Raw genomic sequence first — 22,556 nt, 5'->3', positions numbered from 1 at the left:
TCCTCAGGCAGATCGACGAAAGAATTGGTCGAGGTGGAGACGGGGCCGGGTGGCGTCTTCACACCTGGTTTTCGACTCCTGGTGTGGCCGCAGTACCAAAATGCCAGGACGTGAATTCGTACTCCAAGTCCTCTACACAGCCAGGGTTTCAAGCCCTAACCTCAGCACTGCCCGCAAGTTACTTGCCAGTCAACCAATGTGCGATGGGTGCCCTCGGGCCCGGAGGCCGACATGAGTTCCGCGCAGTACCTTCTCGAAAGCCGCCCGCACTCCGTGGCGCACTTGTTCCTGTCCCGGGTCGAGTCCACCCCTGACCGGGAGGCGTACCGGTATCCCGCAGCGCTCTCCGGCGGCGGGGAGGAATGGCGTTCCCTGACGTGGGCGCAGACGGCGCAGCGGGTTCACGCGATCGCGGCCGGCCTGCTCGCCCTGGGGCTGCGATCCGAGGAACGGGTGGCGATCTCGTCGTCGACGCGGATCGAGTGGATCCTCGCCGACATGGGCGTGATGTGTGCGGGCGCGGCGGCCACGGCCGTCTACCCCAGCACCAACGGCGAAGAGACGGCGTACATCCTGGCCGACTCCGGCAGCCGTGCGATCTTCGTGGAGAACGCCGAGCAGTTGGCCAAGGTCGCCGCGCACAGCGGTGAGCTGCCTGACCTCCGGTACGTGGTCCTCTTCGACCCCGCACCCGATGCGGCCGGGGCCGAGGGGCTGGACGTGCTCACCCTCGACGAGCTGGAGCGGCGCGGCACCGAGTACCTCGCGAAGCACCCCGATGCCGTCGAGACGACCGTCCAGGGCATCGCCCCGGAACAGCTCGCCACGCTGATCTACACCTCCGGCACGACGGGCCGTCCCAAGGGCGTGCGGCTGGTGCACGACTGCTGGTCCTACCAGGGGTTCGCCCAGGAGTCGACAGGGCTCGTGCTCCCCGACGACGTGCAGTTCCTGTGGCTTCCGCTGTCCCATGTGTTCGGCAAGGCGCTGATAGCCGGGCAGGTGCTGTCGGGCCACGTCATGGCGGTGGACGGCCGGGTCGACCGCATCATCACCAACCTGCCGGTCGTCCGGCCCACCATCATGGCGTCCGCGCCGAGGGTCTTCGAGAAGGTCTACAACGGCATCGCCGCCCGGGCGCGGGCCGAGGGCGGTGCCAAGTACAAGATCTTCATGTGGGCGGCGAAGGTCGCCCGGGACCATGCCAGGACCGGCCAGGAGCGGATGGTCTCCACCGGTCGGCGCACGGTCCCCCTGTCCCTCACGGTCCAGCACGCCATCGCCGACAGACTGGTCTACGGCAAGATCCGTGCGGCGTTCGGCGGCGCCCTGCGCGGCAGCGCATCGGGCAGTGCCGCCCTGGCCCCCGACATCGGCTACTTCTTCGCCGGCGCCGGCGTCAACGTCCTGGAGGGCTACGGCCTGACGGAGACGAGCGCGGCCTGCACCGTCAACCCGGCCGACGACAGCCGGGTGGGTACGGTCGGCAAGCCCCTGCCCGGAACCGAGGTCCGCATCGCCGAGGACGGCGAGATCCTCCTGCGCGGGCCGGGGATCATGCGCGGCTACCACAACCTCCCCGACAAGACGGCGGAAGTCCTGGAGAGCGACGGCTGGTTCCGTACGGGGGACATCGGGGAGATCGACAAGGACGGTTACGTCCGGATCACCGACCGCAAGAAGGACCTGTTCAAGACCTCCGGCGGCAAGTACGTGGCCCCCAGCGAGATCGAAGGCCGCTTCAAGGCCGTCTGCCCCTTCGCCAGCAACATCCTGGTCATCGGCAACGACCGCAACTACTGCACCGCCCTGATCACCCTCGACGAGAGCGTGATCATGCCCTGGGCCGAGGCGAACGGCCTCGCCGGCCGCTCCTACGCCGAGGTCGTCACCTCTCCCGAGGTCCACACCCTGATCGACGGCTTCGTCCAGCGTCTCAACAGCGGACTGCAGCGCTGGCAGACCCTCAAGAAGTTCGCCGTCCTGCCCCGTGACCTCGACATCGAGCACGGCGAACTCACCCCGAGCCTGAAGGTCAAGCGCCCCTTCGTCGAGCGCGAGTACGCCGACCTCGTCGAGGCCATGTACGAAGGTTCCCGCGAAGCCTGACACCCATCCGTGTCGTCCTGTACGCAGGACGTGGCGGGAGCGGGAGCGGAAGCGGAAGCGGGAGCGGAAGCGGGAGCGACGAGTCCAGCAGCAGTCGTCCGCCCACGGGCGACTCTGCTGGACTTGGGCTTGCGCCCGGCGTGGGACGCCCGGCTGCGTACCACCTTCTGCTCCAGTGAGGAGGTGAAAGGGACTCAAGGCATCAACGAAGTGCGCGGATCCCGGTGCGGATGCGTCTGCGGGGGCCGGGGACGTACGGGCGGGAAGAGGCCTCGGTGAGCGGTGGCGGGAAGGTCGCAGGGTGGCTGTTCCCTGGCGGGCACCGCTACGCGCGGTTCGTTCCCCTGCTGCTCGTGCTGACGTTCGTCAGCGGGCTGGTGGACGCGGCGAGCTTCCTCGGCCTGGGCCGGGTGTTCGTGGCCAACATGACCGGGAACGTGGTCTTCCTCGGGTTCGCGCTGTCGGGCGTGGCCGAGCTGTCGGCCGCGGCCTCGGCGGTGGCGCTGGCCGGATTCCTGGCCGGGGCTTTCGCGGGCGGTGCGTGGCGCCGGGAGACCGAGCCGGGAGGTCTGTTCGCCACGCTGATCGCGTTCCAGGCTCTCCTGCTCGCGCTCGCGCTCGCCGCCCAGGCGGGCGGCTTGGGACGGTACGCGGTCCTGGTGCCGCTGGCCTGCGGGATGGGCTTGCAGAACGCCGTCGTTCACCGCCTCGGGGTGCCCGACCTGACCACCACCGTGATGACGCGGACGCTGGCCGCGCTGGCCGTGGAACGGCCGGGGCGCGCCGGCCTGCGGCGCGGAATGTCGGTGACCGTGCTGGCCGCAGGGGCGCTCGCGGGTGGTCTTCTGCACGACCAGGCCGGTGTGGAGGGAGTCCTCGTCACGGTCCTGGTCCTGCTGCTCGGCGTCGTCGTGGCGGCCCGCCCCTTCAGCGAGGGGCCCGCGAGCGGTCGCGCTCCGCTGCCCGAGCGCGAGTAGACCCGCCTCGTGGGGCGCGGGCCTGGGTGAGGCCGGCTCGGGCTCGCCGGCGGTCCCTTGCGGGTCTGCGGCGTCGCGCCCGGCGTCTTCTTCGGTTCACCTCGGAGATCACCAGCGGTAAGAGGCCGGCGGTACTGTGCGCGCCGTGGACATACCCGACTGGTTCGTCTGGATAGGTGTGGGCCTGGTTCCCCTGCAGGCCCTCGGCCTCGTTCCTGCCATCCGTCGGATGAACGGAGACGATCCCGCGGCGCGCTCCGAGGCGCGTCTGGACCTACTGGAGACCGTAGGCTCCCTGCTGCTCTTCGGCGGTCTCGTGCTGTTCCTCTGGGTAGCGGAATCCTGGGTCTGGATCAGCCTTGCCGGCTTCGCGCTCATGGGCGCCGTCTACGCCGTCAAGGGTGTACGGCTGCTCCGCGCCCGCTTGCCGGTACGCCGGTGAAGGGGACGCGAGGACTCCCGGGCAGTCCCCCGCCACCTATGGATCCGGGTCGAGCCCGGCCGTCCACGTAACGGCTTCGAGCCCTGCCGCTCAGCACCCGTCCCACCGCGTCCAGGCCTGCGAGCCCCACACCGAGGCCTGATCCGCCCTCACACCCCAAGTGCGGTGCCCGGCCCACGGATACGGGAAGCAGGAAGCAGGCGGGATGGCAGGGAATGTTCTCGATCTCGGCGGTGTCAGCGGAGCCGAGAGCGAGGCGGGGATTGACTCTCGGGTAACACGAGACGGCACAGTCAGTGCCGTGGACAGAAGAAACCTGCTGCCGATCGGGCAGTTCTCGCAGGCCAGCGGCCTCTCGATCACCGCTCTTCGGCACTACGACGCCAGTGGCGTGCTCGTGCCGACGTTCGTCGATCCGGTGAGCGGCTACCGCTACTTCCGGCGTGACCAGGTGCGTACGGCCCAGTCGATCAGGGCGTTGCGGCAACTGGACATCCCGGTCGAGGAGGTGCGCCGGCTGTTGGGCGGCGGCGAGGAGGAACTGGTCGCCGCCCTGCAGGCGCACTTACGGGCGGCCGAGCGGCGCCTGGAGGTGCAGCGTTCCCTGGTCCACGGCCTGTTGAGCCGACTGACCGAAGGAGAAGAGATGACCCACCGCGTCACCGTCCGCCAGGGCGCCGCCGAACGGATCCTCGTCCGTGGGGCGACCCTGGACAACTCCGGGCTCGACGCCTTCCTGCGCGGCGCCTACCAGGAGATGTACGAGGTCGCCGGCCGCGGGCCGCTCACCTTCGCCGGGCCCGCCTTCGTCCGCTTCCACGGCGTGTGCGACGACGAGAACGAGACCCTCGTCGAGGCATGCCTTCCCTTCTGGGCGGACGGGGCGCAGCCCACGGACCTGCCCGAGGGCATGACCGTGCGCGATCTGCCGGGGAGCACCCTCGCCTGCACGGAGGTCGAGGGAGCGGCCGCCGCGTTCCCGCAGATCCTCGGCGCGTACGACGCCGTCGCCAACTGGATCACCGAGCACGACTTCGCCTTCGCGGGCCCGGTCCGGATGATCTACCGCCGGTGGACCGGCACACCGGACGACCCGGCCAACCGCCTGGAGATCGCCTGGCCGATCGACGAGCCCACGGACGAGCCCACCGACGACTAGACAGTTCCTTGCCTCCGGTCCGGACACGTGACAAGGGCCCGGCTCGGCCGGGCCCTTGTCCTTCGTAGCGGGAGCCGGAATCGAACCGGCGACCTCTGGGTTATGAGCCCAGCGAGCTACCGAGCTGCTCCACCCCGCGTCGGTGAAACCAGCGTATCCAACGTTCTCTGCGGAGCGGTAAGCATTATTCGCGGGTCAGCGCCGAACGAGGGTCGCGGCGTGGGGCCTTCCGGACCTGCGCCGCCTCGAAGCCGGCCGACTCGCCCGTTCGTCGGCCGGCTCGATCCGGGGAGACAGCTACCTAAGATCTTCGGGACGAGGGACGGCGTACGAGACACGGGAGAGGCGGACATGGGGGACGAGCGCGTGTACCTGGTGACCGGGGGCGGTACAGGGATCGGGGCCGCGACCGCGCGGGCTTTGACCCGCGCGGGACACCAGGTGGCGGTGTCAGGGCGCCGCCCCGAACCGCTGCGGCTCGTCGCCGAGGAGACCGGCGCCCTGCCCGTACCGTCGGACATCGGTGATCCCGACGCGGTCACCTCCCTCGTCGAGACGGTGGTCGGCGCGTACGGGCGGCTCGACGGCCTGGTCCTCAACGCCGGCATCGGGAGGGGCGGCGGGGTGGGCGAGGTGACCCTGGAGGACTGGGACGAGGTCATGCGGACGAACCTCACCGGTCCGTTCCTGCTGCTGCGCGCCGCACTCCCCCACCTGCTCGACGCCCGCGGCGCGGTGGTCGCCGTGGCCTCGGTCTCCGCTCTGCTCAGCGGCCCCGGAAGCGCCGCCTACGCCACCTCCAAAGCAGCCCTCCTCCAGCTGTGCCGCTCGCTCACCGTCGACTACGCGAGCGCGGGACTCCGTGCCAACACCGTGTGCCCCAGCTGGATTCGCACGGAGATGGCCGACCGTCGAATGAACCGGTTCGCCGACGAGGCGCACCTGAACGCGAACGCTCCGGACGGTCTGGAAGCGGCGTACGAGGAGGTCACGCGGGTCCTGCCCGCCGGGCGGCCCGGAGACCCTGCGGAAGTCGCGGAAGCGATCGCCTGGCTGCTGTCACCGGCCGCCTCCTTCGTCAACGGCGCGGTGCTCACCGTCGACGGGGGTGCCACCACACTCGACCCCGGCACTCTCGGCTTCCGGTTCCACCTCGAACCACGCACCTCACAGGCCTGACCGATCGTCACGAGCAGGGGACCCAGCGGGGACACAGCGATGGCCGGGTTTCGGCTCCGGCGGTCGCTGCGGGCCACGTAGGGGATCTTGAGACCATGTGCAGCCCGTGGCAGGCTCATGCCGCATGATCGATGAATTCGCGAAGGACAACCTGCACGGCCGACTGCGGCGGGACCGCGAGGCGCTGCTCTGGAAACTCGACGGCTTGTCCGAGTACGACGCCCGCCGCCCTTTGACGGCGACCGGGACCAACCTCCTCGGCCTGGTGAAACACGTGGCCACCGTCGAGGCCAGGTACTTCGGCGAGGTCTTCGGCCGCCCCTCCCCGGAACCGCTGCCCCGGTGGCAGGACTCCGACGGCAGCGATCTGTGGGCGGCCGAGGACGAGACCCGGGAGCACATCACCGGGTTCTACCGGCGCACGTGGGAACACTCCGACGCGACGATCAACGCACTTGCCCTCGACGCCCCCGGCCATGTGCCCTGGTGGCCGAAGCCTCATGCCGACACGAACCTCTTCGGCGTCATGGTCCACGTCCTCGGCGAGTCCGTCCGGCATGCCGGGCACGCCGACATCCTGCGCGAAGGCCTCGACGGCCGGACCGGGTTGCGCCCCGAGCACGAGCAGCAGATCGACGAGGCAGCCCGGGCTGCATACTGCGCGAAGATCGAGCAGGCCGCCAGGGTGGCCGCATCCATCAAGGCGTAGCGGCTGTCGTTGTCTCAGGATGCCGCGTACTGGCGGCACTCGCCGGTGAAGACGACCGCGATCTCGGCTTCGAGCAGAGGACCCACCAGGCGGGTGACGCTCTCCCCCGCGACGCCCTCGGGCTCGCGGTAGACCTGGAGTGCCAGCCCTTCCATCACGGCGGCGAGGCGTACGGCGGCGCACTGCGGGTCCAGGTGTTCGTCGACCTCCCCGCATTCCTTGCCGTTGTGGACGGCGCGGGCGATGTCCTTGCGCAGCTGCCGGGCGCTCTCGGTGTCGACCCCGGCGAGCGCGGGCGCGTCGAGGGCACGGCCGGCGAAGGCACGGGCCACGCGGTACTCGGCGCGGCGGGCCTCGTCCAAGGGGATGTACTCGGTCATCACGTCGGCCATGACCCGTGCGAGGGGCCGCTTGTGTTCGACACCGTCCCTGATGCGCTCGTCGACGCGGGCGCGGATGCGGGCCGAGACCTCGCGGAAGGCGTGGAGCAGCATCTCGTCCTTGGTGCGGAAGTAGTGCTGCACCAGGCCGACGGACACGCCCGCGGCGGCGGCCGTGCGCGCGACGGTGACGGCGTCGAGCCCGTGCTCGGAGATCAACCGGCTGACGGCGTCGGCGATCTGGTGGCGGCGTTGTTCGTGGTCGGCGGTTCTCGGCACTTGATAACCGTACCAGCGTACGGTTATAACCGTATCACCATACGGTTATCTTTCATGTCGACGGAAGAGCGAGGCTCCCGATGCCCCACACCCTTCGACGCACCGCCACGATGCTGGCCACCCTCCTGCTCTCCCTGATCCCCTTAGGCCCTGCATCGGCCGCGGCGGACTCACGTGTACCGGCTGACCGTTTCGCGGCGATGGACGCCTACGTGCGGGAACGCATGCAGGCCACCCGCACGCCCGGGCTCGCCTACGCCGTGGTCCGCCCGGACGGCCCGGTGCACACGCGGTCATGGGGTACGGACGGGAACGGCCGGCCGGTCACGGCCTCGACTCCCTTCCTGTGGGGCTCGGTCGCGAAACCGATCGCCGCCGGCGCCCTGATGACGCTCGTGCAGGACGGACGCCTCCGACTCGACGACCGGGTCGTCGACCACCTGCCGGCCTTCCGCTTCGGCGGCCCCCGCCATGCAGACGGGGTCACGGTCCGCCACCTGCTCCAACAGACCGCGGGCATACCGCACTCGGCGACCTCCTCGGTGACCGACTGCGTCGATGCCGACTGCCCGGACGCGACCCGGCGGATCGCCGAGCTGGACGGCGTACGTCCGCTGGGGCCGCCCGGCTCCACGTACGCCTACAGCAGCGCCAACTACCTCGTCCTGGCCGCCCTGATCGAGTCCGTCACCGGCCGGACCTACGCCGACCATCTCCGGGACAGCGTCCTGCGCCCCGCCGGCATGGACGGGGCGATCGCCGACCGGGCGTCCGCCCGGGAGCGGAACCTTCCGCCTGGGCATCAACTCCTCTGGGGCGTACCGTCCGCGATCGTCGACGGTGTGGACGACGACGGCGCCGCCTACGGCTACGCCGGTGGCGACCTCAACGACCTCGCCGCCTTCGCCTCCCTCCAGCTGCGGTCGGGGAAGGCGGCCGAGGGCGGGACGGTACTCCGTCCCGAGTCGATCCGCCTCATGCGGCAGTCGGGCCGGCTCCACCCGTCCGGCGCCGATACCGGATACGGGCTCGGCTGGCGCGTCGGCGGCCTGGCGGCCCCGCTCGAATCCGCTGTCTGGCACACGGGCGCCACTCCCGGCTACTCCGCCATGCTCTTCCTCCTCCCGGAGCAGAACCTCGCCCTCGTCCTCCACCAGAACCTGCACGGACTCCTCCACGACGCTGCCGTCATGGAGGTCGGGTTCGGCGCGGCCCGCATCCTCGCCGGGGGTACCGCCGGCGAAGCCCCCTCCGCCACGGCCTACTACGCGACCGTCTGGGGCCTCACCGCCCTGGCCCTCGCCCTGCTCACGGAGAGCCTCCACTCGTTCCACCTGCTTCGCCGTGGAGGTTCACGGCGTATCGCCCCCGCCGTCCTGTGGTGTCTCGTCGGTGCCGCTCCGACGGCGGCCCTGGCGGCCGCCCTCGCCTTCGTCGGCCCCAGGACTCTCTGGACCTGGACGCCTGACGCGTCCACGGCCGTCTGCGCGGCGGCCGTCGCCGGGACCGCCGTCATCGCTCTGCGGATCGGGGTTGTGCGTGCACGCAGGGGCGATGTACGGGGTCGCACCGCCGCGCCGATACGTGGCTCGGCCGACTGACGCAGTGGCTCAGTCGATGATCTCGCGGTCGGCACGGCGATGCCGGGCGTCGCCGTGCTGGGCGAGCCACGGGACCGCCTCGGCAAGCCTGTTGAGGTTGGTGGGGACGAGGGCCGGGTCGGCGGTGTGGTCGTCGAGGGCTGTGACGAGGATGCCGATGATCGTGTCGTCGCCGTGGTCGCGGGCGGCGACGTGGCTGCCGCAGCGGCCGCAGAAGCCACGGGCGGTCCGGCCCGGATAGGTGTCGTACCAGGTCGGCTCGCCGCCCTCGCCGATCCACGTCAACCCGGCCATCGGGAAGCCGACCCACCACTGAAACGGTGCGCCGGCGCGTCGGGGATCACCAGGAAGACCTCCAGTACGTGCAGCAGGTCGGGGCGGAATGGCCCACCCTTGGGGATGAATCGCGCCAGGCCCTCGATGCGGCCCTGCGGACCGCCTCCGCTGAGCCGTTTCAGGGTCAGACCCAGGTGTAGTTGGCATCGGTGACGGCGTCCAAGGCCACGTTGGCGACGGCGGCACGAGGGCCTGCAAGGGAGGCCAGGGCGGGGCCGATGGGCGGGAAGATCGGCAGTTCCGCCGTCTTTCGGTAGTCGATCCATTCGATCACGCCGACCTCATGGCTTCCGTCGGGCAGCTCGTCCAGCTCTTGTTCGGCGAGCGTCGCGCGGACGGCGGGGCTGATGTGGAAGCGGTAGATCAGGTGGAGCTTGCGCGGCGGCGGGGTGGGGCCGGGCCGGGTGACTCGCTGGTCGACGACCCACAGCAGGTCGCCACCCTCGGCCAGCGCGGTGGCCAGGCCGAGCTCCTCGGCGAGTTCCCGGGCGAGGGCTGCGACGAGGTCCTCCCCGTCCTCGACGTTGCCGCCGGGCGGGGTGTAGTGGGTGGAGCCGGCACGGTCGCGGCGGATCAGGGCGACGTCGTCGCCGCAGAACACCATCGCCCCGGCCCGGATCTTGATCCGGGAGAACGGGGCGGGTGCGGCAGGGGTGTTCGTCATGGAGGCCAGTATCTCGGTACCTCGGGGACAGGGGCCGGGGCACCGAGGAGCCGGGGGCTGGGAGCTGGGGGCTGGGGGCTGTGCCTGTGATGGGTGTCGCCTGGTCCTGCGTGTACGCGGGCCGAGGTCGGGCCCTACCGCGAACCGTCGCCGATCGGATGGTCCGGCGGCCGGCAGGATCGCACCTCGGGGTGGTCCGCGTGGAGACGGTCGAACGGTGTCTGCGGGGCGTCGCGCAGGTGCTGGTCGAAGAACGCGCGCAGATAGGTGCGGGTGATCGTCATGGTGCGCAGCCCCGAGGTGGCCGCGCCGAGCGGCAGGCCGAACTGATCGGCCAGCAGGCCGAGATCGGTGAAGGACGGATGCTTGGCGCCCGCCACCACCAGCCAGCGCTTCCAACCGGTCAGCAGGGGCCAGTCCCGGGTCCAGGTGTCCGCAGCGGGCCCGTCGCCGGGAGAGTACCGGCCGTCCCGGCCGAGGAACAGGAGCGGGCGGTCCAGGCCGGTGGGCGGGATCAGCGGGCCGGTGCTGCCGTCCACGTTGCCGCCCACGCGGATGCGCTCGTCCGCGAGCATCGCCGCGATGGTGGCCGCGCCGCCCGCGGAGTGTCCGGCCATGCCGATCCGGTCCGGGGCCAGGGCGGCCGCACCTTGCCACGGCGGGTTCTCGCCGAGCAGCCGGTCCAGCACGAAGGAGGCGTCGCGGGCGCGGCCGGTCTTCACCTTGTGCCAGAACTCGGCGGTGCGCGCGAACCCGTGGCCGAGCGCGAAGGCCGCCACGCGGCCGCCCGGAAAGGTGGTGGCCGCGGTCTCGTAGGTGTGGTCGATCGCGACCGCGACGTGGCCATGGCTGGCCAGGTCCTCGCCGATCGAGGTGAGCGTGGCGCGGTGCCGGGTGAAGCCTGGAGAGAGAAGGATCAGCGGCAGTTCCCGCAGCCCGGGGTCCAGTGGGGCGTCCGGGGAGGCGTGGGTGCGCACCGAACTCAGCGCGTCGGGCGCCACGGCTGTCTGCTGACGGGCGAGGATTGCCGCCGACTCGGTCTGCGTCAGGTAGCGGGCGCGCGGACCGGGCGAACGTACGGCCGGATACCAGATCGAGATCATCAGCTCGCGCGTCGGCGCGTCCGCGACCCACGGGTCCGGGCGGGAGACGTCGTCGAGGTGCACCGAGGTGGTGCCGACCGGATGAGGCCCGGTCGGCGTCGGCAGAGTGGGAACGACCATGCGGTGCATGGTCGTCGGCCGCGCCTGGCCGCGCCATCGGGGAGATCCCCGATTTTGTGTCCGGGTACGGGAGGGCGGGCTTCGGCGGCGCGGAGTGCTTGGCGGGTCGGCTCGCGCCGGAAGTCGCGGGTGTGGTGTCACGCGGGACCCGGGGGCAGGTGGACGGTCATGATCAGGTGGCAGGTCCCGGTGCCCGCGCCTCGGTAGGTGTGGGCGGCGTCGCCGTCGAATCCGGCGGTCTGCCCGGCGGTGACGGGGTACTCGGTGCCGTCGACGACGAGGACCATCTCGCCCGTGGTGACGCTCACGGTCTCGGTCACGCCGGCCTGGTGGGGGTGGCTGGGGTACTCCTCGCCGGGTTCCAGTGTCCAGCGCCAGACCTCGGTGGCCGCCGGGCCGCCGGTGGTCAGCATCAGCCGGGCCTCGCCACCGCGCTCGCCCTTCCACAGGGGCATGACGGCGGCGGCGCTCACCACCCGCACGCGCTGCTCGGAGCTGCCCTCCATCAGGGCGGAGACGGAGATACCGAGGGTGTCGGCGAGACGGACCAGGGTGGCGAAGTTCGGGTTGCCCTGGGCCTTCTCCAGGCCGACCAGGGCGCCCTTGCTGACCTTGGCGCGGCGGCCGAGTTCGTCCAGGGACAGTCCGGCGCGGTTCCGGGCCGCGCGAACGTTGTGCGCGAGCGTCCGCAGTGCGGCCTCGGTCTCGGTCATCGGTTCGTCCCTCCAGCAGCAGGTCGATGCAATGCACCACACGGTCGTTCGGTTGACGAGCCCCGGTCGATGCGATGTACGGTGCAGTCGTTCCACTGATCGTAAGGGATGTACCACCTGTGATCGCTCTCCTACTTGCCCTGGGCAGCTCCCTGGCCTACGGATGCGCCGACTTCCTCGGCGGGCTCGGCGCCCGCAAGGCCCATGTCCTGCGCACCGTGATGATCGCCGCCCCGGCCTCGCTGACCGTCGAACTGCTCCTGTGGCCCTTTCTCGGCGCCTCCTTCGCCCCCGCCACCCTCGCCTGGGGTGCGGCTTCCGGCGTGGCGTCGGCGGCCGCGTTCGCCCTGCTCTACCGCACGCTGGCGATCGGCCCGATGAACGTGCTGTCCCCGGTCACCGCGCTGGTCTCGGCGATGCTCCCGGTCGGTGTCGGACTGCTGCAAGGCGAGCACCTGGGACTGGCCGGCCTGCTCGGCCTGCCGCTGGCGCTGGCGGCGGTGGTGCTGGTCAGCGCCGGGCACGGCACGAGGTCGGCCCGGCCGTCGCGCACCGCACTGCTGTTGGCCTTCGGCGCCGGGACCGCCATCGCCCTGCAGCTGGTCTTCCTGCACCAGGCGCCCTCCGACAGCGGTGTCGGCCCCCTGATCGTCGGCCGTGCCGTCTCCTCCGCGGTCACCCTGGCCGCCGCCGGGGTGATGTTCCGGCGGCTGGGCCCGGAGAAGCCCGCGTACGCGATCTCGGCGGCGGCCGGAGCGCTGGACTCCGCGGCGAACCTGCTGTTCCTGCTCGCCGCCCGCAGCGGAGACCTCGCCGTCGTCGCCGTGATCACGGCCCTGTACCCGGCCGGCACCGTCCTGCTCGCCCGCAGCGTCCTGGCCGAGCGCATCCACCGCGGCCAGCTGATCGGCCTGGGCACCGCCGCCGTGGCCGTCAGCCTGCTCGCCCTCACCTGACGGCCGCGCCTGCGCCCTGGAAGGCCCGCACCCCGCAACCCCGAGCCCACGACCTTCCGCACACCGCCCCCCTCCCGAAAGACCCCCCGATGACCCTCTTCCGCATCGCCCCCGACGTCGCCGAGGCCTTCCCCGACACCCTCGTCGCCGTCGTCACCGCCACCGGCCTGCGCGGCCGCGAACCGTGGCCGGCCACCACCGCCGCCCTGGAGGAGCTGGAATCCCGGCTCGCCGACGGCACCTGGGCCCCGGCCGACGAGAACGACCCGCGCATCGAGGCATGGCACACCGCCTACCGCTCCTTCGGCACGAACCCCCGCCGCATCCGGCCCAGCGTCGACGCCCTGGGCCGCCGCCTCGTGAAGAAGGGCACCCTGCCCCGTATCAACCCCGCCGTCGACTCGTACAACGCCGCCTCCGTCCGGCACGGCCTGCCCGCCGGCGCCTTCGACCTCGACCATGTCACCGGCGACATCGAGATCCGCCACGCCGACGGCGGCGAGACCTTCACCCCGCTCGGCGAGCCCGGCACCGTCGAGCACCCCCGGCCCGGCGAGGTCGTCTACACCGACACCACCGACGTGCTCACCCGGCACTGGAACCACCGCGACGCCCACCGCACCCGCGTCACCGAGGACTCCAGCCACGTCGCCTTCGTCCTGGAGACCGTCGCCGCCACCCGCGACGGGCACCTGCTCAAGACCGCCGCGGCCGACCTGCAGGCCCTCCTGGAGCCGCACTGCGACACGAGCACCGTGCACTACCTCGGCCCGGCCCGCCCCGCCACCACCGCCTGACCACCCACCGGCTCCTGCTGTTCGATCGGGACCGCCCGTTGCCGGCAGGCTGGACGGGTCCCGGGTGTGGCGCGACGCCGGAGCGCGCCGCGTAGCCCGGCGCCTGCGGGGCACTCGCCGGGCATGGGAGCACCGATCGTCGTCCACCCACCGTCTCCGACCGGAGGCCGGCGTGTCACCGCGCGCGGTGAGATTCTCGGTCTCGCCTACGAGGACAAGGACCTCATCGAGTTCCTGCGCCGTACCGGGCTTCCGGACGCCGGGAGGGTTCTCGACGATCCGCAGTGGGTGGAGTGGCGCGGCGGCACGGCGCACGCGTACGAGGCGGCCTGAGTACCCGGAGCGACCTTCTAAGGCGTGTTGCGAAAGTAGCGCCGGCCGCCCGAAGGGCGGGCCCGACGGCGTCTGGTGCGTGCGATCGCAAAGCAAAAGGTCGCCCCGACGGGGTGATCCCGACAACGCGGCGAGCGTGCGTGCCAGGCGCTGTCGGGCAGGCGGGACTTTCGCAACACGCCCTAAGGGGTGGGGTGCCACTCGGCCATCAGGATGGTGGCGTCGTCGGACAGCTTGTGTTCCTGGTGGCGTTTGAGTTGTTGCAGGAGCCGGCGCAGGGCTTCGGGGGCGGGTTCGCCTGCGGCCATGGCACGGATGACGGTGTCGGCGAGGCGCTGCTCCCCGAAATGGTCGCCGTCGGGTGAGCGGGCCTCGGTGACGCCGTCGCTGTAGAGCAGGACGCGGTCGCCGGGCTGGAGCCGGGCGCGGTGCGTGGTGGGCGGTGTGTGGCTGTGGAAGTTCCAGCCCAGTGGCAGGTCGGGTTCGCGTTCGAGGATGTCGAGGACCTGTCCGTCGCGTACGAGCAAGGGCTGGGGGTGGGCGCAGTTGACCCAGGTGAGGATGCCGTCGGTGACGTCGAGGTCGGCGATGATCGCGGTCATGAGCCGGTCGGTGAACCACTCGTCCAGGATCCGGTCGATCTCGGTGACGATGTCCGTGAGGCTGCCGCCGGAGCGGCGCGTGGCGCGGCATGCCGCAAGGCCTGCCGCGCTCGCTCCCCCGGAGGCCAGGTCGTGACCCATGGCGTCCAGGAGCACCAGGTGCAGGCCGCGGTGGGTGAAGCTGTGGTCGAACGCGTCGCCGCCGGCGCTGTAGGCCGGCTCCAACGCGGCGGTCGACGTGGCCTGGGCGGTGCCGATGGTCCGTGGCGGCAGGAAGGCCCACAGCAGTTCGGCCTGGACGGTCATCGTCCGCCGTCGCTCGGCTTCCACGAGCAGATCGCTGTGCGAGGACTTGGACACGAGCAGCAGCGCGGTCACTCCGGCGAGGGCCTCGCAGTCGGCGACGGACAGGTCGGGGCCGTGGGCTTTGAGCACCCCGAGGCGCTCGACTCCGTCGACCATGGGGATCCACGCGGTCATGCCGTCCTGTGTCAGGTGCGTGCGCTGCATCCGGTAGGCCAGCCCGGCCAGCGAGGAGTCGATGTCCAGGCTGGGCTCCCCGGCCGGGACGGGCTGCGGCAGGGCGATGAGCCGCGTCTGCTGCAGGTCGGTAACGTAGACGGCGGTGGCCACCAGGCCCACGCCCTGGCCGACGTCGAAGACCAGCTTGGCCAGGTCACGGCCTGAGACCAGCTGCGAGCGCGCAACCAGGTCGGCCAGGAAGCCGTTGCTCGCCACCATGGGAAGAGCCTCCCTTCAGGGTGGGCCGGGCACTGCCCGCGCGTCGTGCGCGCCGGAGTGCGCGCCGGTCGGCGCTCTCTACCCGTGCGAGTGCCCAGCACAGCGCCTTCGAACATGATCTCGCCTGTCTGTCGGGCGATTGATTCGTCACCCGAACGGGGCTGCGCAACAACTCTCCGTCCGCGAAGTCTTGAAGCGAGGAGGGCCGGCGGGGCCCTGGAGGAAGGGACGGCGTCATGCCTTGGACCGAAGACGAGCTGCGTCACATCGAGGAGGAGAACCGCCGGCGCGCCGCGCGGGAGCACGAGGAGTTCCTGGCCCGGCAGGAGGCCGACCGTCAGGCCCGGTACGCCGAGGAGGAAGCGCGACGGCGCGCGGAGGAGCGTCCGCACTCCGGGCCCACCTGGTAGCGGCCGCCGCTGCGGGAGGAGGAACGGTGACGACGCGATACGCGCTCCGCGCGGAACCGGTGAGGGCGCCCGCCCGGCTGCGGGTGAGCCTCGCCGTGTGAGTCGGCCGGGCGCGCGCTTGGGCGGAGCACCGCAACGGGGGGTGCTCCGCCCTGCCGACCCCGCAGGCGGCCCAGCCGACAGCCGGCCGTCTACGGTCGCCGGGTTGCCGCTCGCGGGGCCGGTCGGCCGCGAGCCGCCGGTGTCCGGACGACGATGCGGTGGCGACGGCTCTGCTGCCAGGCCAGAGCTCCGGAGACCACCGCGAGCGAGGAAAGCAGCGGGATCACCACGCCGATGATCTTCCGGGTGCGGATCGTGCGGCGATGAGTGGCGAGTCCTGCGGCGATGAAGTCCGCTTCCAGAGCGGTGAGCCGACTGCGGCCCGCTTCCGTCGCGAAGTCGCCGAGCTGAGCAAGGCGTACCGGAGATATCCGCACCCCGGGGTCTCGGCCCACGGCCTCCCACGCGTCGGCGGCCTCGGTCAGCCAACGGTGCACGCGGAGCGTCTCCCGGTCCTGCTCGATCCACCCCTGGAGCCGCGGCCAGGCGGTGATGAGGGTCTCGTGGGCGAGTTCGACGCGGTCCCGGTCCACGATGACGAGCCGGGCACGGGCGAGCGTCTCGAGAACCGCGTTCACCTCGGCTCCGCCGTTTCCGATCGACGCGAGCTCCGCGCGAGCGGCGGGGCGCCGGGTGTCGACGGCACCCTGTCCCGGCGTGACCAGCCGGAGCATGATCTGCCGCGCGGTCTCGGCCTGCACGAGGTCGAGACGGGAGTAGGCGGCTTCGGCGCTCTGCGCGACGGCTCCGCGCATGCCGCCCACTCCCTCGTACGCCTCAAGGGTCAGCATGCGCCCGCGACGCCGACGCCAGGTCTCCAGCAGGGCGTGCGACAGCATGGGCAGACCGCCGTTCTGCCCGGAGACCTCCTCGACGAGCATCTCGGTCAGTGCCCGCTCCACGACCAGCCGCCGGGCGGCCGCAGGGCCGCAGATCGCCTCGCGCAGCTCCGCCTGGGTCATCCTGCCGATGGGCAGACTCGCGTCACGGATCGCGTTCGCGAGTCCGGTGTGCTCCAGACAGTGCGGGTAGAAGTCCGCGCGGATGCCGAGCACGACACGGAGCCGCCGGGCGGGGTCGCCGGCCGCGAGCAGCGCGTCGACGAACCGGGCGCGTTCCACGGCGTCGTGGCAGAGGGTGAACACCTCTTCGAACTGGTCCACGACGAGCCAGGTGTCCCCGTGGGCGCCGGCCGCGACGAGCGCGGGGCCGTGCGTGGTGAACGGGCGCTCCCCCGGGGTGAGGATGCGCACCGCGGCCGGGCGCTCTCGCGTCTGCGCCGGATCGCGTAATCGGGGAACGAGTCCGGCGCGCAGCAGAGAGGACTTCCCACTGCCCGAGGCGCCGAAGACGCAGACCAGCCGGTGTCCGCCCGCCAGGCCCAAGAGGTCGGCCACCGCGCGGTCACGGCCGAAGTAGAGGTCGCTGTCCGTGGGCTCGAAGCGTGCCAGACCCCGGTAGGGCGACGGCTCGGCGTCCGTCCTCGGCCAACGCCCGAGAACGGCCTCCTCCGACACCTGCCTCCAGGAGGCCTCCCACTCCTCCGGGTCGCCTCCGCAGGCAGTGACATAGGCAAGCACCACGGGCAGGGTCGGCAGGTGCTCCCCGCCGGCCGCGCGAGAGAAGGTCGTCACCGAGTACGCCCCCGAGCGGCGGACCATCTCGCTGTACACGGGGCCTCCCGCGTCCTGCCGCAGCCTCCGCAGCGCGTGCGCGAACTCCGCGACAGGCCCGTCCGAGGGATCAAGCCGCTTCTCCTGACGTCCCATCCCCGCCCCTCCCCTCGGCGTCGTCACGGCACCGAGCAGTGCCGCTCCCGTGAGCCAACCTCTCGACCGGCCATGTCGGCAAGACGGATTCACGGCTGATTCGCCTCGATCAGCATCACCCGATAGAGGCGGTGGGCCGGCCCGGCCTCGTCCTCAGCCCACGTCGAGTGCGTTCCGCAGACCGAGGCGGTAGCGCAGGCGGTCGTGGCGCTTGAGGCCCTCCAGCTCCGGGGCGCGGAAGAGCGGGCGTACCTCGCAGCGCGGGGCGGGTGAGCCCGTTCGGTCGAGCAGGGCGTTGACGGCCTGGCGGGCGGAGGCGTTGGCGCCTTCCATCGTCGCCAGGTCGATGTCGACGGCCACGTAGTCGCCGGCCAGGAAGAAGTTGGGGACCTTGGTGGCGGCCTTCGGGCGGTTGTGGAAGGTGCCGACCGGGTGGACGAGGAGCTGGTCCTCGTTGGTCGGGTTGGGTGTGCCGAGGCCGTCGACTCCCGGGTCCAGGAACCAGGAGTGCAGCGCGCTGTCCTTCAGGACCGTGCGGCCGGTCTCGTTGAACGCGGCTTTCAGCTGGGCCCAGACCTCCCTGGCGACCTCTGTCCGGGTGCACTGTTTCGCTGTCTTGCCGTAGAGGATGCCGGGGCGGTCCCATTCCGAGATGTCCACCGAGAGGCAGTCGACGGCGACTCCGTCGCCGTAGTCGGTGGGGAAGTCGCGGGACGGCCAGTGGCTCGCCTGCTGGATGGCCGTCAAGGACCAAGGGGAGTCTATGCAGTTGGCGTGCCCGGCGAGGAGCGGGGCGCGTTCCGTGAGGTAGAACTGGATGCCCGTCATCCAGTCCGTCTCCAGCTTGTCGCACCGTGCCAGCTGCGGATCCGCCGCCCGCAGGGCCGCGCCCCAGGTCCTCCGGGCGTGTTCCACCGGCATCGCGGAGACGTAGTGATCGGCGGTCACCGAGTGGCGGATGCCCTGCGGATCTTCGACGACCGCCGCGCCGATTCGCCCCGAGCCCGAGTCGTACGACAGGTCTCTCACGGTCCAGCCGATGCGGAACTCCACCCCGAGGCTCGTCAGATGCGCCGCCCAGGGGTCGATCCAGGCCTCGTTGGTGGGCAGGTTCAGGATCCGGTCCAGGGGCCCGTCGGCGCCGCGCCCCAGGGCGTTGAAGGTGAAGGCCTCCAGCAGCGTGGCGACCGTACGGGTGCTGGCCTCCTCGGCCTTCGTCGCGACGATGTTGCGGGTCAGTCCGACCGCCAGGATCCGCTGGTAGTCGTAGCTCATCCGCTCGGCCCGCAGGAACTCCCACCAGGGTGTCCGTTCCCATGCCTGGTCGCGCCGCTCGTCGCAGCTGGTGAGGAAGACGAGGAAGCGGTTGACGAAGTACGCGGCCTCGTGGAGAGGGATGGAGCGGGCGGTGTCGAGGAGAGCGGTCAGGGCGCGGCGGATCTCGTCGAGGGTGAGCTCGGCGGGCTTGTGGCCCGGCCAGGGGAGCGGGATGCGCAGGTCCTCGCGGCCGGTGCGGGCGAAGGACATCTCGGCCGGAGCGACGAGGTTGTCCCAGACCCCGTTGGGGTTCCCCGGGAAGGGGATGCGCCGCATCGTGTCGGGGAGGTTGTGGTAAATGCCGGGGATGAACCGGAAGCCGTGCTCGGCGGGGAGCGGTCGTCGGCTGCCGCGCGCGCTGTCCGGTACGTCCATGGAGCGGGCCTTGCCGCCCAGCGCCCGGCGTTCGTAGACGGTGACCCGGAAGCCGCGCTCGGCCAGTTCGTGGGCGGCGGTCAGCCCCGCGACCCCACCTCCGAGTACTGCCACGGACTGCTGCGGCGCGGACGGTTCCGCGGCTACGGCGGCTGCGGCGCCGGGAGTGGCCGCCCCCACGGCGACCGCTCCGGTCGTGGCGGCCACGCCGGCCACGAAGGTGCGTCGTGAAGTGCCCGTACGGTTCATACCCCAACCCCTTTACCGGCGGTAACTCCCTGTCCGACGCAGGAGCATAGGGGCGTCTCCCTGGTCCCGGAAGTTCAGTGCGGGTTCCGATCACAGATGGCGCGATGATGGCGCGATCCCGCCCATCGCACGGCAGCCGACCGGCCGGCGCTCTCGGCCCGGAGGGTCACCTTCGGCTGTCCCGAACAGGGTCGGGCCTCGATCACCCGTCACGATGCGCCAGCCGGTCCGCCCCCGTCGGACGGGCGGTGGTCCAGGCAGCAGCGGACGAAGTCCTGGACGACCTGGTCGGTGTCGGCGGCCGGCGGCCAGGCGACGCCGACGCTGGTCCGGGCGACGCCGGTGACGGGCCGGTAGACGATGCCGGGGCGTGGGTAGAAGCGGGCGGCGGACGCGGGGGCGAGGGCGATGCCGTAGCCGTTGGCGATGGCGGTGAGCCAGTCGTCCGGGCTCTCGGTGACGGTTCCGATGCGGACGGGGCGGCCCTCGCGGGCGTCGACGGCCAGCCAGTAGTCGCGCCAGGGGCCGGTCTCGGGCGGGGCGGCGACGAAGGGTTCGTCCCACAGTTCGGGGAAGGGGATCTCGGTACGGCCGGCCAGGCGATGGTCGTCGGGCAGGACTGCCCACCGGTCCTCGGTCAGCAGCGTCTCGGTCCGCAGGCCGTCCTGGCCGGGGAAGGGGAGCCGGAGCAGCGCGGCGTCGACGTCCCCGGTGGAGAGTCCGGCGGTGGGGTCCGACCACGGCGCCTGGCGCATGTCCACGCGCCAGCCGGGTCGGCGGGCGGCGAACGCGGCGGTGATCCGCGGGGTGAGTTCGTTCGCGGCGCTCGCGAGGAAGCCGACGCGCAGGACGCGGGCGGCGCGCGAGGCCGCGCTCCGGGTCTCGCGGCGCACCCGGTCCCAGTCGGCGAGCAGGCCGGGGACGCTTGCGGCGAGGGCGTGGCCGGGCTCGGTGAGGGTCATGCCGGCCCGGGAGCGGGTGAAGAGCCGGACGTCGAGGAGCGTTTCCAGCTGCCGGATCTGTTTGGTGAGCGCGGGCTGGGAGATGAACAGCCTTTGCGCGGCGCGGGTGAGGTTGCCTTCCTGGGCGACGGCGGCGAAGTAACGGAGCAACCGGGTGTCCACATCCATGCCGTCAGGTTATGGATGCAGGTATTGGACCCGCAACGGAGGGCGCGGGGAGGGTGGTGAGCGGGGCCGAACGCCCTGTCGTCGTTCTGTCGTCGCCCTCGTGCAGGGCTCTGCGCCATGGAGGTTTCCGTGTTCGCCGTCTACGCCGTCCTGACCGTGCTCACCGCCGCCGCCCTCGCGTGCGGCGCGGCCCTGGACTTCGTCCGGCACCCGTCGATCGCCGCGATCGCGGACCGGGTGAACGTGCCGCGGACGTGGATGGTGCCGTTGGGTGCGTGTCTCGCGGCGGGTTCGGCCGGGCTGCTGGCGGGGTTCGTCGTTCCGTGGATCGGGGCGGCGGCCGGCGCTGGGCTGGTGCTGTACTTCCTCGGGGCGCTCGGCGCGCACCTGCGGGTCGGCGACCTTCGGATCGGCGGGGCGCTGCTCCTGCTCGCGCTGTCTGTCGCCGTGCTCGTCCTGGGCATCGTGGTGCACGGGGTGGAGTAGACCCGACCCCTGTACGGGTCCGCCTCCTTCGCCCCGCCGAGGTTCCCGGGCGGGACCACGGTGGTGTACATGTTCCACCCACGGCCGATGTCCTTGGAGCGCAGGTTCCCACCGTCGCAGGCCGCGGAAAGCCTCCCATGGCCCTCCCGCACTCCACCGGGCCCGGGGGCATGTCGTTCAGTGCGGCGGGAACACCGGTGCCGTCGGGGCCGGGCCCAGCGTCGTCGTGCCAGGGGGCGACCGGTGGCCCAGCCCCGTGCGATACGCGTCCAGCGCGGCCTCGGTGCGGCCGCCGCGGCGCAGCAGGTCGCCCAGCAGGCGGCAGAGATCGGCGAGGTCGCCGCTCGCGCCGCTGCGCTCCAGCAGCCCCAGCGCCGTGACGTAGTGCTCCTCGGCGGTCTCGCTGTCCCCCCGCTCCTCGGCGATCAGCCCGAGCAGCCTGTGCGCACCACCCGCGTGCACCGCGCCGTGTTTGTCTCCCAGTTCGAGGAATGCGGCGAGCAGCTCCGAGGCCTCGCCGTGGCGTCCGAGCCTCCGGAGGACATCGGCCAGCTCCACCTCCACCTGCGCGGTGAACAGCGCCGCGCGCTTGGCGTTGAGCATGTCCCGGGCGGCGCGCAACTCCCTTTCCGCCGAATCCAGTTCTCCGTTCTGTGCCTGGACGTAGCCGCGCATCCAGTGGCAGTGCGCGAGGTCGGTGCGCAGGCTCAGCTGCTGGTAGATCGCCTGCGCCTTGGCCAGTGAGGCGTCGGCGTCGGCCGTGCGGCCCTCGGCGAGGAAGGTGCGGGCCACCTGCCGGTGCATGCCCGCCACCAGCGCCGGATCGTCGACCTGCGGGGCCAGCGCCAGGGCGAGCTCGGCGGCGTGCGCGGCGCGGGCGTGTGCACCCATGTCGATGTACGGGCCGATCACGGCGGCGTACAGGACGACCAGCGCCTCGGGGTCGGCCAGGCCGCTCGCTCCGAGCTCGTCGATGGTGGATTCGAGGAGGTAGCAGGCGTAGCGCAGCTCCCCGGCCAGGAGGTGCGCGACGGCGCGGCCCCGGATCGCGCGGACGCGGCGGGGCAGGGGCTCCTCGGCGAGGAGCCGTTCGGCGGCTTGGAAGTGGTGCCCCGCGTCGGCCAGTTCACCGGTCTCCAGGGCGCAGTCGCCGAGCCCGAGCAGGGCCTCGGCCTGCTCGGGGACGAGCCCGAGCTGCTCCGCGTCGGCGAGGAGCCGGCGGTAGAGCGCGGCGGCCTCGTCCGCGGTGCCGGTGGCCAGCTGCTGGTGGGCGTCGGTGAGGGCGAGCCGCAGCTCGGTGGCGAGATGCGCGGGCCGGCCGGTGGCCAGTTCCTCGTACGACGTGCCGAGCCGCTCCGCGAGGAAGCGCAGCGCGGTCTCCGAGGGCCTGACCTTGCCCGACTCCAGCGTCGAGACGTACGCGGGGGTGTACGAGGGCTCGGCCAACTGTCGCTGCGTCAAACCGCGTTGAGCGCGCAGCCGCTGCACTCGGTGGCCGATCGTGGCCGGATCGTCCAT

General features: G+C 71.8%; 22 protein-coding genes and 1 tRNA gene. 12 read left to right on the top strand and 11 right to left on the bottom strand.

Features of this window, described 5'->3' with window-relative positions; genetic code table 11:
* Positions 1 to 231 precede the first annotated feature (231 nt).
* The 4 genes from ACF08F_RS19290 (at position 232) to ACF08F_RS19275 (ending at position 4,687) form a co-directional block, all read left to right on the top strand.
* Positions 232 to 2,109: an AMP-dependent synthetase/ligase gene (locus ACF08F_RS19290; RefSeq protein ID WP_392299724.1), complete on the top strand. Its 1,878-nt coding sequence runs from the start codon at positions 232 to 234 to the stop codon at positions 2,107 to 2,109.
* 275 nt (positions 2,110 to 2,384) lie between these two features.
* On the top strand, positions 2,385 to 3,086 hold the full coding sequence (locus ACF08F_RS19285; protein WP_392299723.1) for a YoaK family protein: 702 nt from the start codon (positions 2,385 to 2,387) through the stop codon (positions 3,084 to 3,086).
* A gap of 229 nt (positions 3,087 to 3,315) precedes the next feature.
* Complete coding sequence (locus ACF08F_RS19280) at positions 3,316 to 3,528, top strand: hypothetical protein (protein WP_392299722.1); 213 nt, start codon at positions 3,316 to 3,318, stop codon at positions 3,526 to 3,528.
* Positions 3,529 to 3,829: 301 nt separating this feature from the next.
* Positions 3,830 to 4,687 (top strand): MerR family transcriptional regulator, encoded by an 858-nt coding sequence (locus tag ACF08F_RS19275; RefSeq protein WP_392299721.1) that lies wholly within the window; start codon positions 3,830 to 3,832, stop codon positions 4,685 to 4,687.
* A 65-nt stretch (positions 4,688 to 4,752) separates the two neighbouring features.
* Here ACF08F_RS19275 and ACF08F_RS19270 read toward each other — a convergent pair.
* Positions 4,753 to 4,826: transfer RNA gene (locus ACF08F_RS19270), tRNA-Met, on the bottom strand.
* Positions 4,827 to 5,038: 212 nt separating this feature from the next.
* Here ACF08F_RS19270 and ACF08F_RS19265 point away from each other — a divergent pair.
* Both ACF08F_RS19265 and ACF08F_RS19260 read left to right on the top strand, forming a co-directional pair.
* On the top strand, positions 5,039 to 5,866 hold the full coding sequence (locus tag ACF08F_RS19265; RefSeq protein ID WP_392299720.1) for an SDR family NAD(P)-dependent oxidoreductase: 828 nt from the start codon (positions 5,039 to 5,041) through the stop codon (positions 5,864 to 5,866).
* Between the two features lie 124 nt (positions 5,867 to 5,990).
* The gene (locus ACF08F_RS19260; RefSeq protein ID WP_392299719.1) at positions 5,991 to 6,575 is read left to right on the top strand and encodes a DinB family protein; all 585 of its coding nucleotides are present in this window, start codon (positions 5,991 to 5,993) and stop codon (positions 6,573 to 6,575) included.
* Positions 6,576 to 6,589: 14 nt separating this feature from the next.
* On the opposite strand, the gene ACF08F_RS19255 is transcribed toward ACF08F_RS19260, so the two are convergent.
* Positions 6,590 to 7,234: a TetR/AcrR family transcriptional regulator gene (locus ACF08F_RS19255; protein ID WP_392299718.1), complete on the bottom strand. Its 645-nt coding sequence runs from the start codon at positions 7,232 to 7,234 to the stop codon at positions 6,590 to 6,592.
* 200 nt (positions 7,235 to 7,434) lie between these two features.
* Here ACF08F_RS19255 and ACF08F_RS19250 point away from each other — a divergent pair, with 200 nt between their 5' ends.
* Positions 7,435 to 8,835, top strand: a complete 1,401-nt coding sequence (locus ACF08F_RS19250) for a serine hydrolase domain-containing protein (protein WP_392299717.1) — start codon at positions 7,435 to 7,437, stop codon at positions 8,833 to 8,835.
* Between the two features lie 9 nt (positions 8,836 to 8,844).
* On the opposite strand, the gene ACF08F_RS19245 is transcribed toward ACF08F_RS19250, so the two are convergent.
* The 4 genes from ACF08F_RS19245 to ACF08F_RS19230 form a co-directional block, all read right to left on the bottom strand.
* Positions 8,845 to 9,129, bottom strand: a complete 285-nt coding sequence (locus ACF08F_RS19245) for an aldehyde-activating protein (protein ID WP_392299716.1) — start codon at positions 9,127 to 9,129, stop codon at positions 8,845 to 8,847.
* A gap of 166 nt (positions 9,130 to 9,295) precedes the next feature.
* Positions 9,296 to 9,835: an NUDIX domain-containing protein gene (locus tag ACF08F_RS19240; protein ID WP_392299715.1), complete on the bottom strand. Its 540-nt coding sequence runs from the start codon at positions 9,833 to 9,835 to the stop codon at positions 9,296 to 9,298.
* Positions 9,836 to 9,969: 134 nt separating this feature from the next.
* Positions 9,970 to 11,058: an alpha/beta hydrolase family protein gene (locus ACF08F_RS19235; protein ID WP_392299714.1), complete on the bottom strand. Its 1,089-nt coding sequence runs from the start codon at positions 11,056 to 11,058 to the stop codon at positions 9,970 to 9,972.
* 137 nt (positions 11,059 to 11,195) lie between these two features.
* Positions 11,196 to 11,771: a helix-turn-helix domain-containing protein gene (locus tag ACF08F_RS19230; protein ID WP_392299713.1), complete on the bottom strand. Its 576-nt coding sequence runs from the start codon at positions 11,769 to 11,771 to the stop codon at positions 11,196 to 11,198.
* A 119-nt stretch (positions 11,772 to 11,890) separates the two neighbouring features.
* Between ACF08F_RS19230 and ACF08F_RS19225 the strand changes: the two genes are divergently transcribed.
* The 3 genes from ACF08F_RS19225 (at position 11,891) to ACF08F_RS19215 (ending at position 13,857) form a co-directional block, all read left to right on the top strand.
* Positions 11,891 to 12,727, top strand: coding sequence for an EamA family transporter (locus ACF08F_RS19225; RefSeq protein WP_392299712.1), 837 nt, complete (start codon positions 11,891 to 11,893; stop codon positions 12,725 to 12,727).
* 89 nt (positions 12,728 to 12,816) lie between these two features.
* Positions 12,817 to 13,524, top strand: coding sequence for a B3/4 domain-containing protein (locus tag ACF08F_RS19220; protein WP_392299711.1), 708 nt, complete (start codon positions 12,817 to 12,819; stop codon positions 13,522 to 13,524).
* A 123-nt stretch (positions 13,525 to 13,647) separates the two neighbouring features.
* Entirely contained in the window at positions 13,648 to 13,857 is a 210-nt protein-coding gene (locus ACF08F_RS19215; RefSeq protein WP_392299710.1) for a hypothetical protein, read from the top strand.
* 182 nt (positions 13,858 to 14,039) lie between these two features.
* Here the strand turns inward: ACF08F_RS19215 and ACF08F_RS19210 are convergent, their stop codons facing one another.
* On the bottom strand, positions 14,040 to 15,200 hold the full coding sequence (locus ACF08F_RS19210) for a PP2C family protein-serine/threonine phosphatase (RefSeq protein WP_392299709.1): 1,161 nt from the start codon (positions 15,198 to 15,200) through the stop codon (positions 14,040 to 14,042).
* Between the two features lie 236 nt (positions 15,201 to 15,436).
* Here ACF08F_RS19210 and ACF08F_RS19205 point away from each other — a divergent pair, with 236 nt between their 5' ends.
* The gene (locus tag ACF08F_RS19205) at positions 15,437 to 15,610 is read left to right on the top strand and encodes a hypothetical protein (protein ID WP_392299708.1); all 174 of its coding nucleotides are present in this window, start codon (positions 15,437 to 15,439) and stop codon (positions 15,608 to 15,610) included.
* A 191-nt stretch (positions 15,611 to 15,801) separates the two neighbouring features.
* On the opposite strand, the gene ACF08F_RS19200 is transcribed toward ACF08F_RS19205, so the two are convergent.
* From ACF08F_RS19200 to ACF08F_RS19190, 3 genes are all read right to left on the bottom strand, one after another.
* Positions 15,802 to 17,481, bottom strand: coding sequence for a helix-turn-helix domain-containing protein (locus tag ACF08F_RS19200; protein WP_392299707.1), 1,680 nt, complete (start codon positions 17,479 to 17,481; stop codon positions 15,802 to 15,804).
* Positions 17,482 to 17,634: 153 nt separating this feature from the next.
* On the bottom strand, positions 17,635 to 19,422 hold the full coding sequence (locus ACF08F_RS19195; RefSeq protein ID WP_392299706.1) for an FAD-dependent oxidoreductase: 1,788 nt from the start codon (positions 19,420 to 19,422) through the stop codon (positions 17,635 to 17,637).
* Positions 19,423 to 19,631: 209 nt separating this feature from the next.
* Positions 19,632 to 20,552 (bottom strand): LysR family transcriptional regulator, encoded by a 921-nt coding sequence (locus tag ACF08F_RS19190; RefSeq protein ID WP_392299705.1) that lies wholly within the window; start codon positions 20,550 to 20,552, stop codon positions 19,632 to 19,634.
* 129 nt (positions 20,553 to 20,681) lie between these two features.
* Here ACF08F_RS19190 and ACF08F_RS19185 point away from each other — a divergent pair, with 129 nt between their 5' ends.
* Entirely contained in the window at positions 20,682 to 21,038 is a 357-nt protein-coding gene (locus ACF08F_RS19185) for a DoxX family protein (protein WP_392299704.1), read from the top strand.
* Positions 21,039 to 21,215: 177 nt separating this feature from the next.
* Here ACF08F_RS19185 and ACF08F_RS19180 read toward each other — a convergent pair whose 3' ends face one another.
* Positions 21,216 to 22,556 (bottom strand): tetratricopeptide repeat protein, encoded by a 1,341-nt coding sequence (locus tag ACF08F_RS19180; RefSeq protein ID WP_392299703.1) that lies wholly within the window; start codon positions 22,554 to 22,556, stop codon positions 21,216 to 21,218.

Source organism: Streptomyces sp. NPDC015130 (genome assembly GCF_043080005.1).
Taxonomy (GTDB): Bacteria; Actinomycetota; Actinomycetes; order Streptomycetales; family Streptomycetaceae; genus Streptomyces.
Note: the sequence above shows the minus strand (reverse complement) of the source record. Positions and strands in the feature narration are given on the sequence as shown.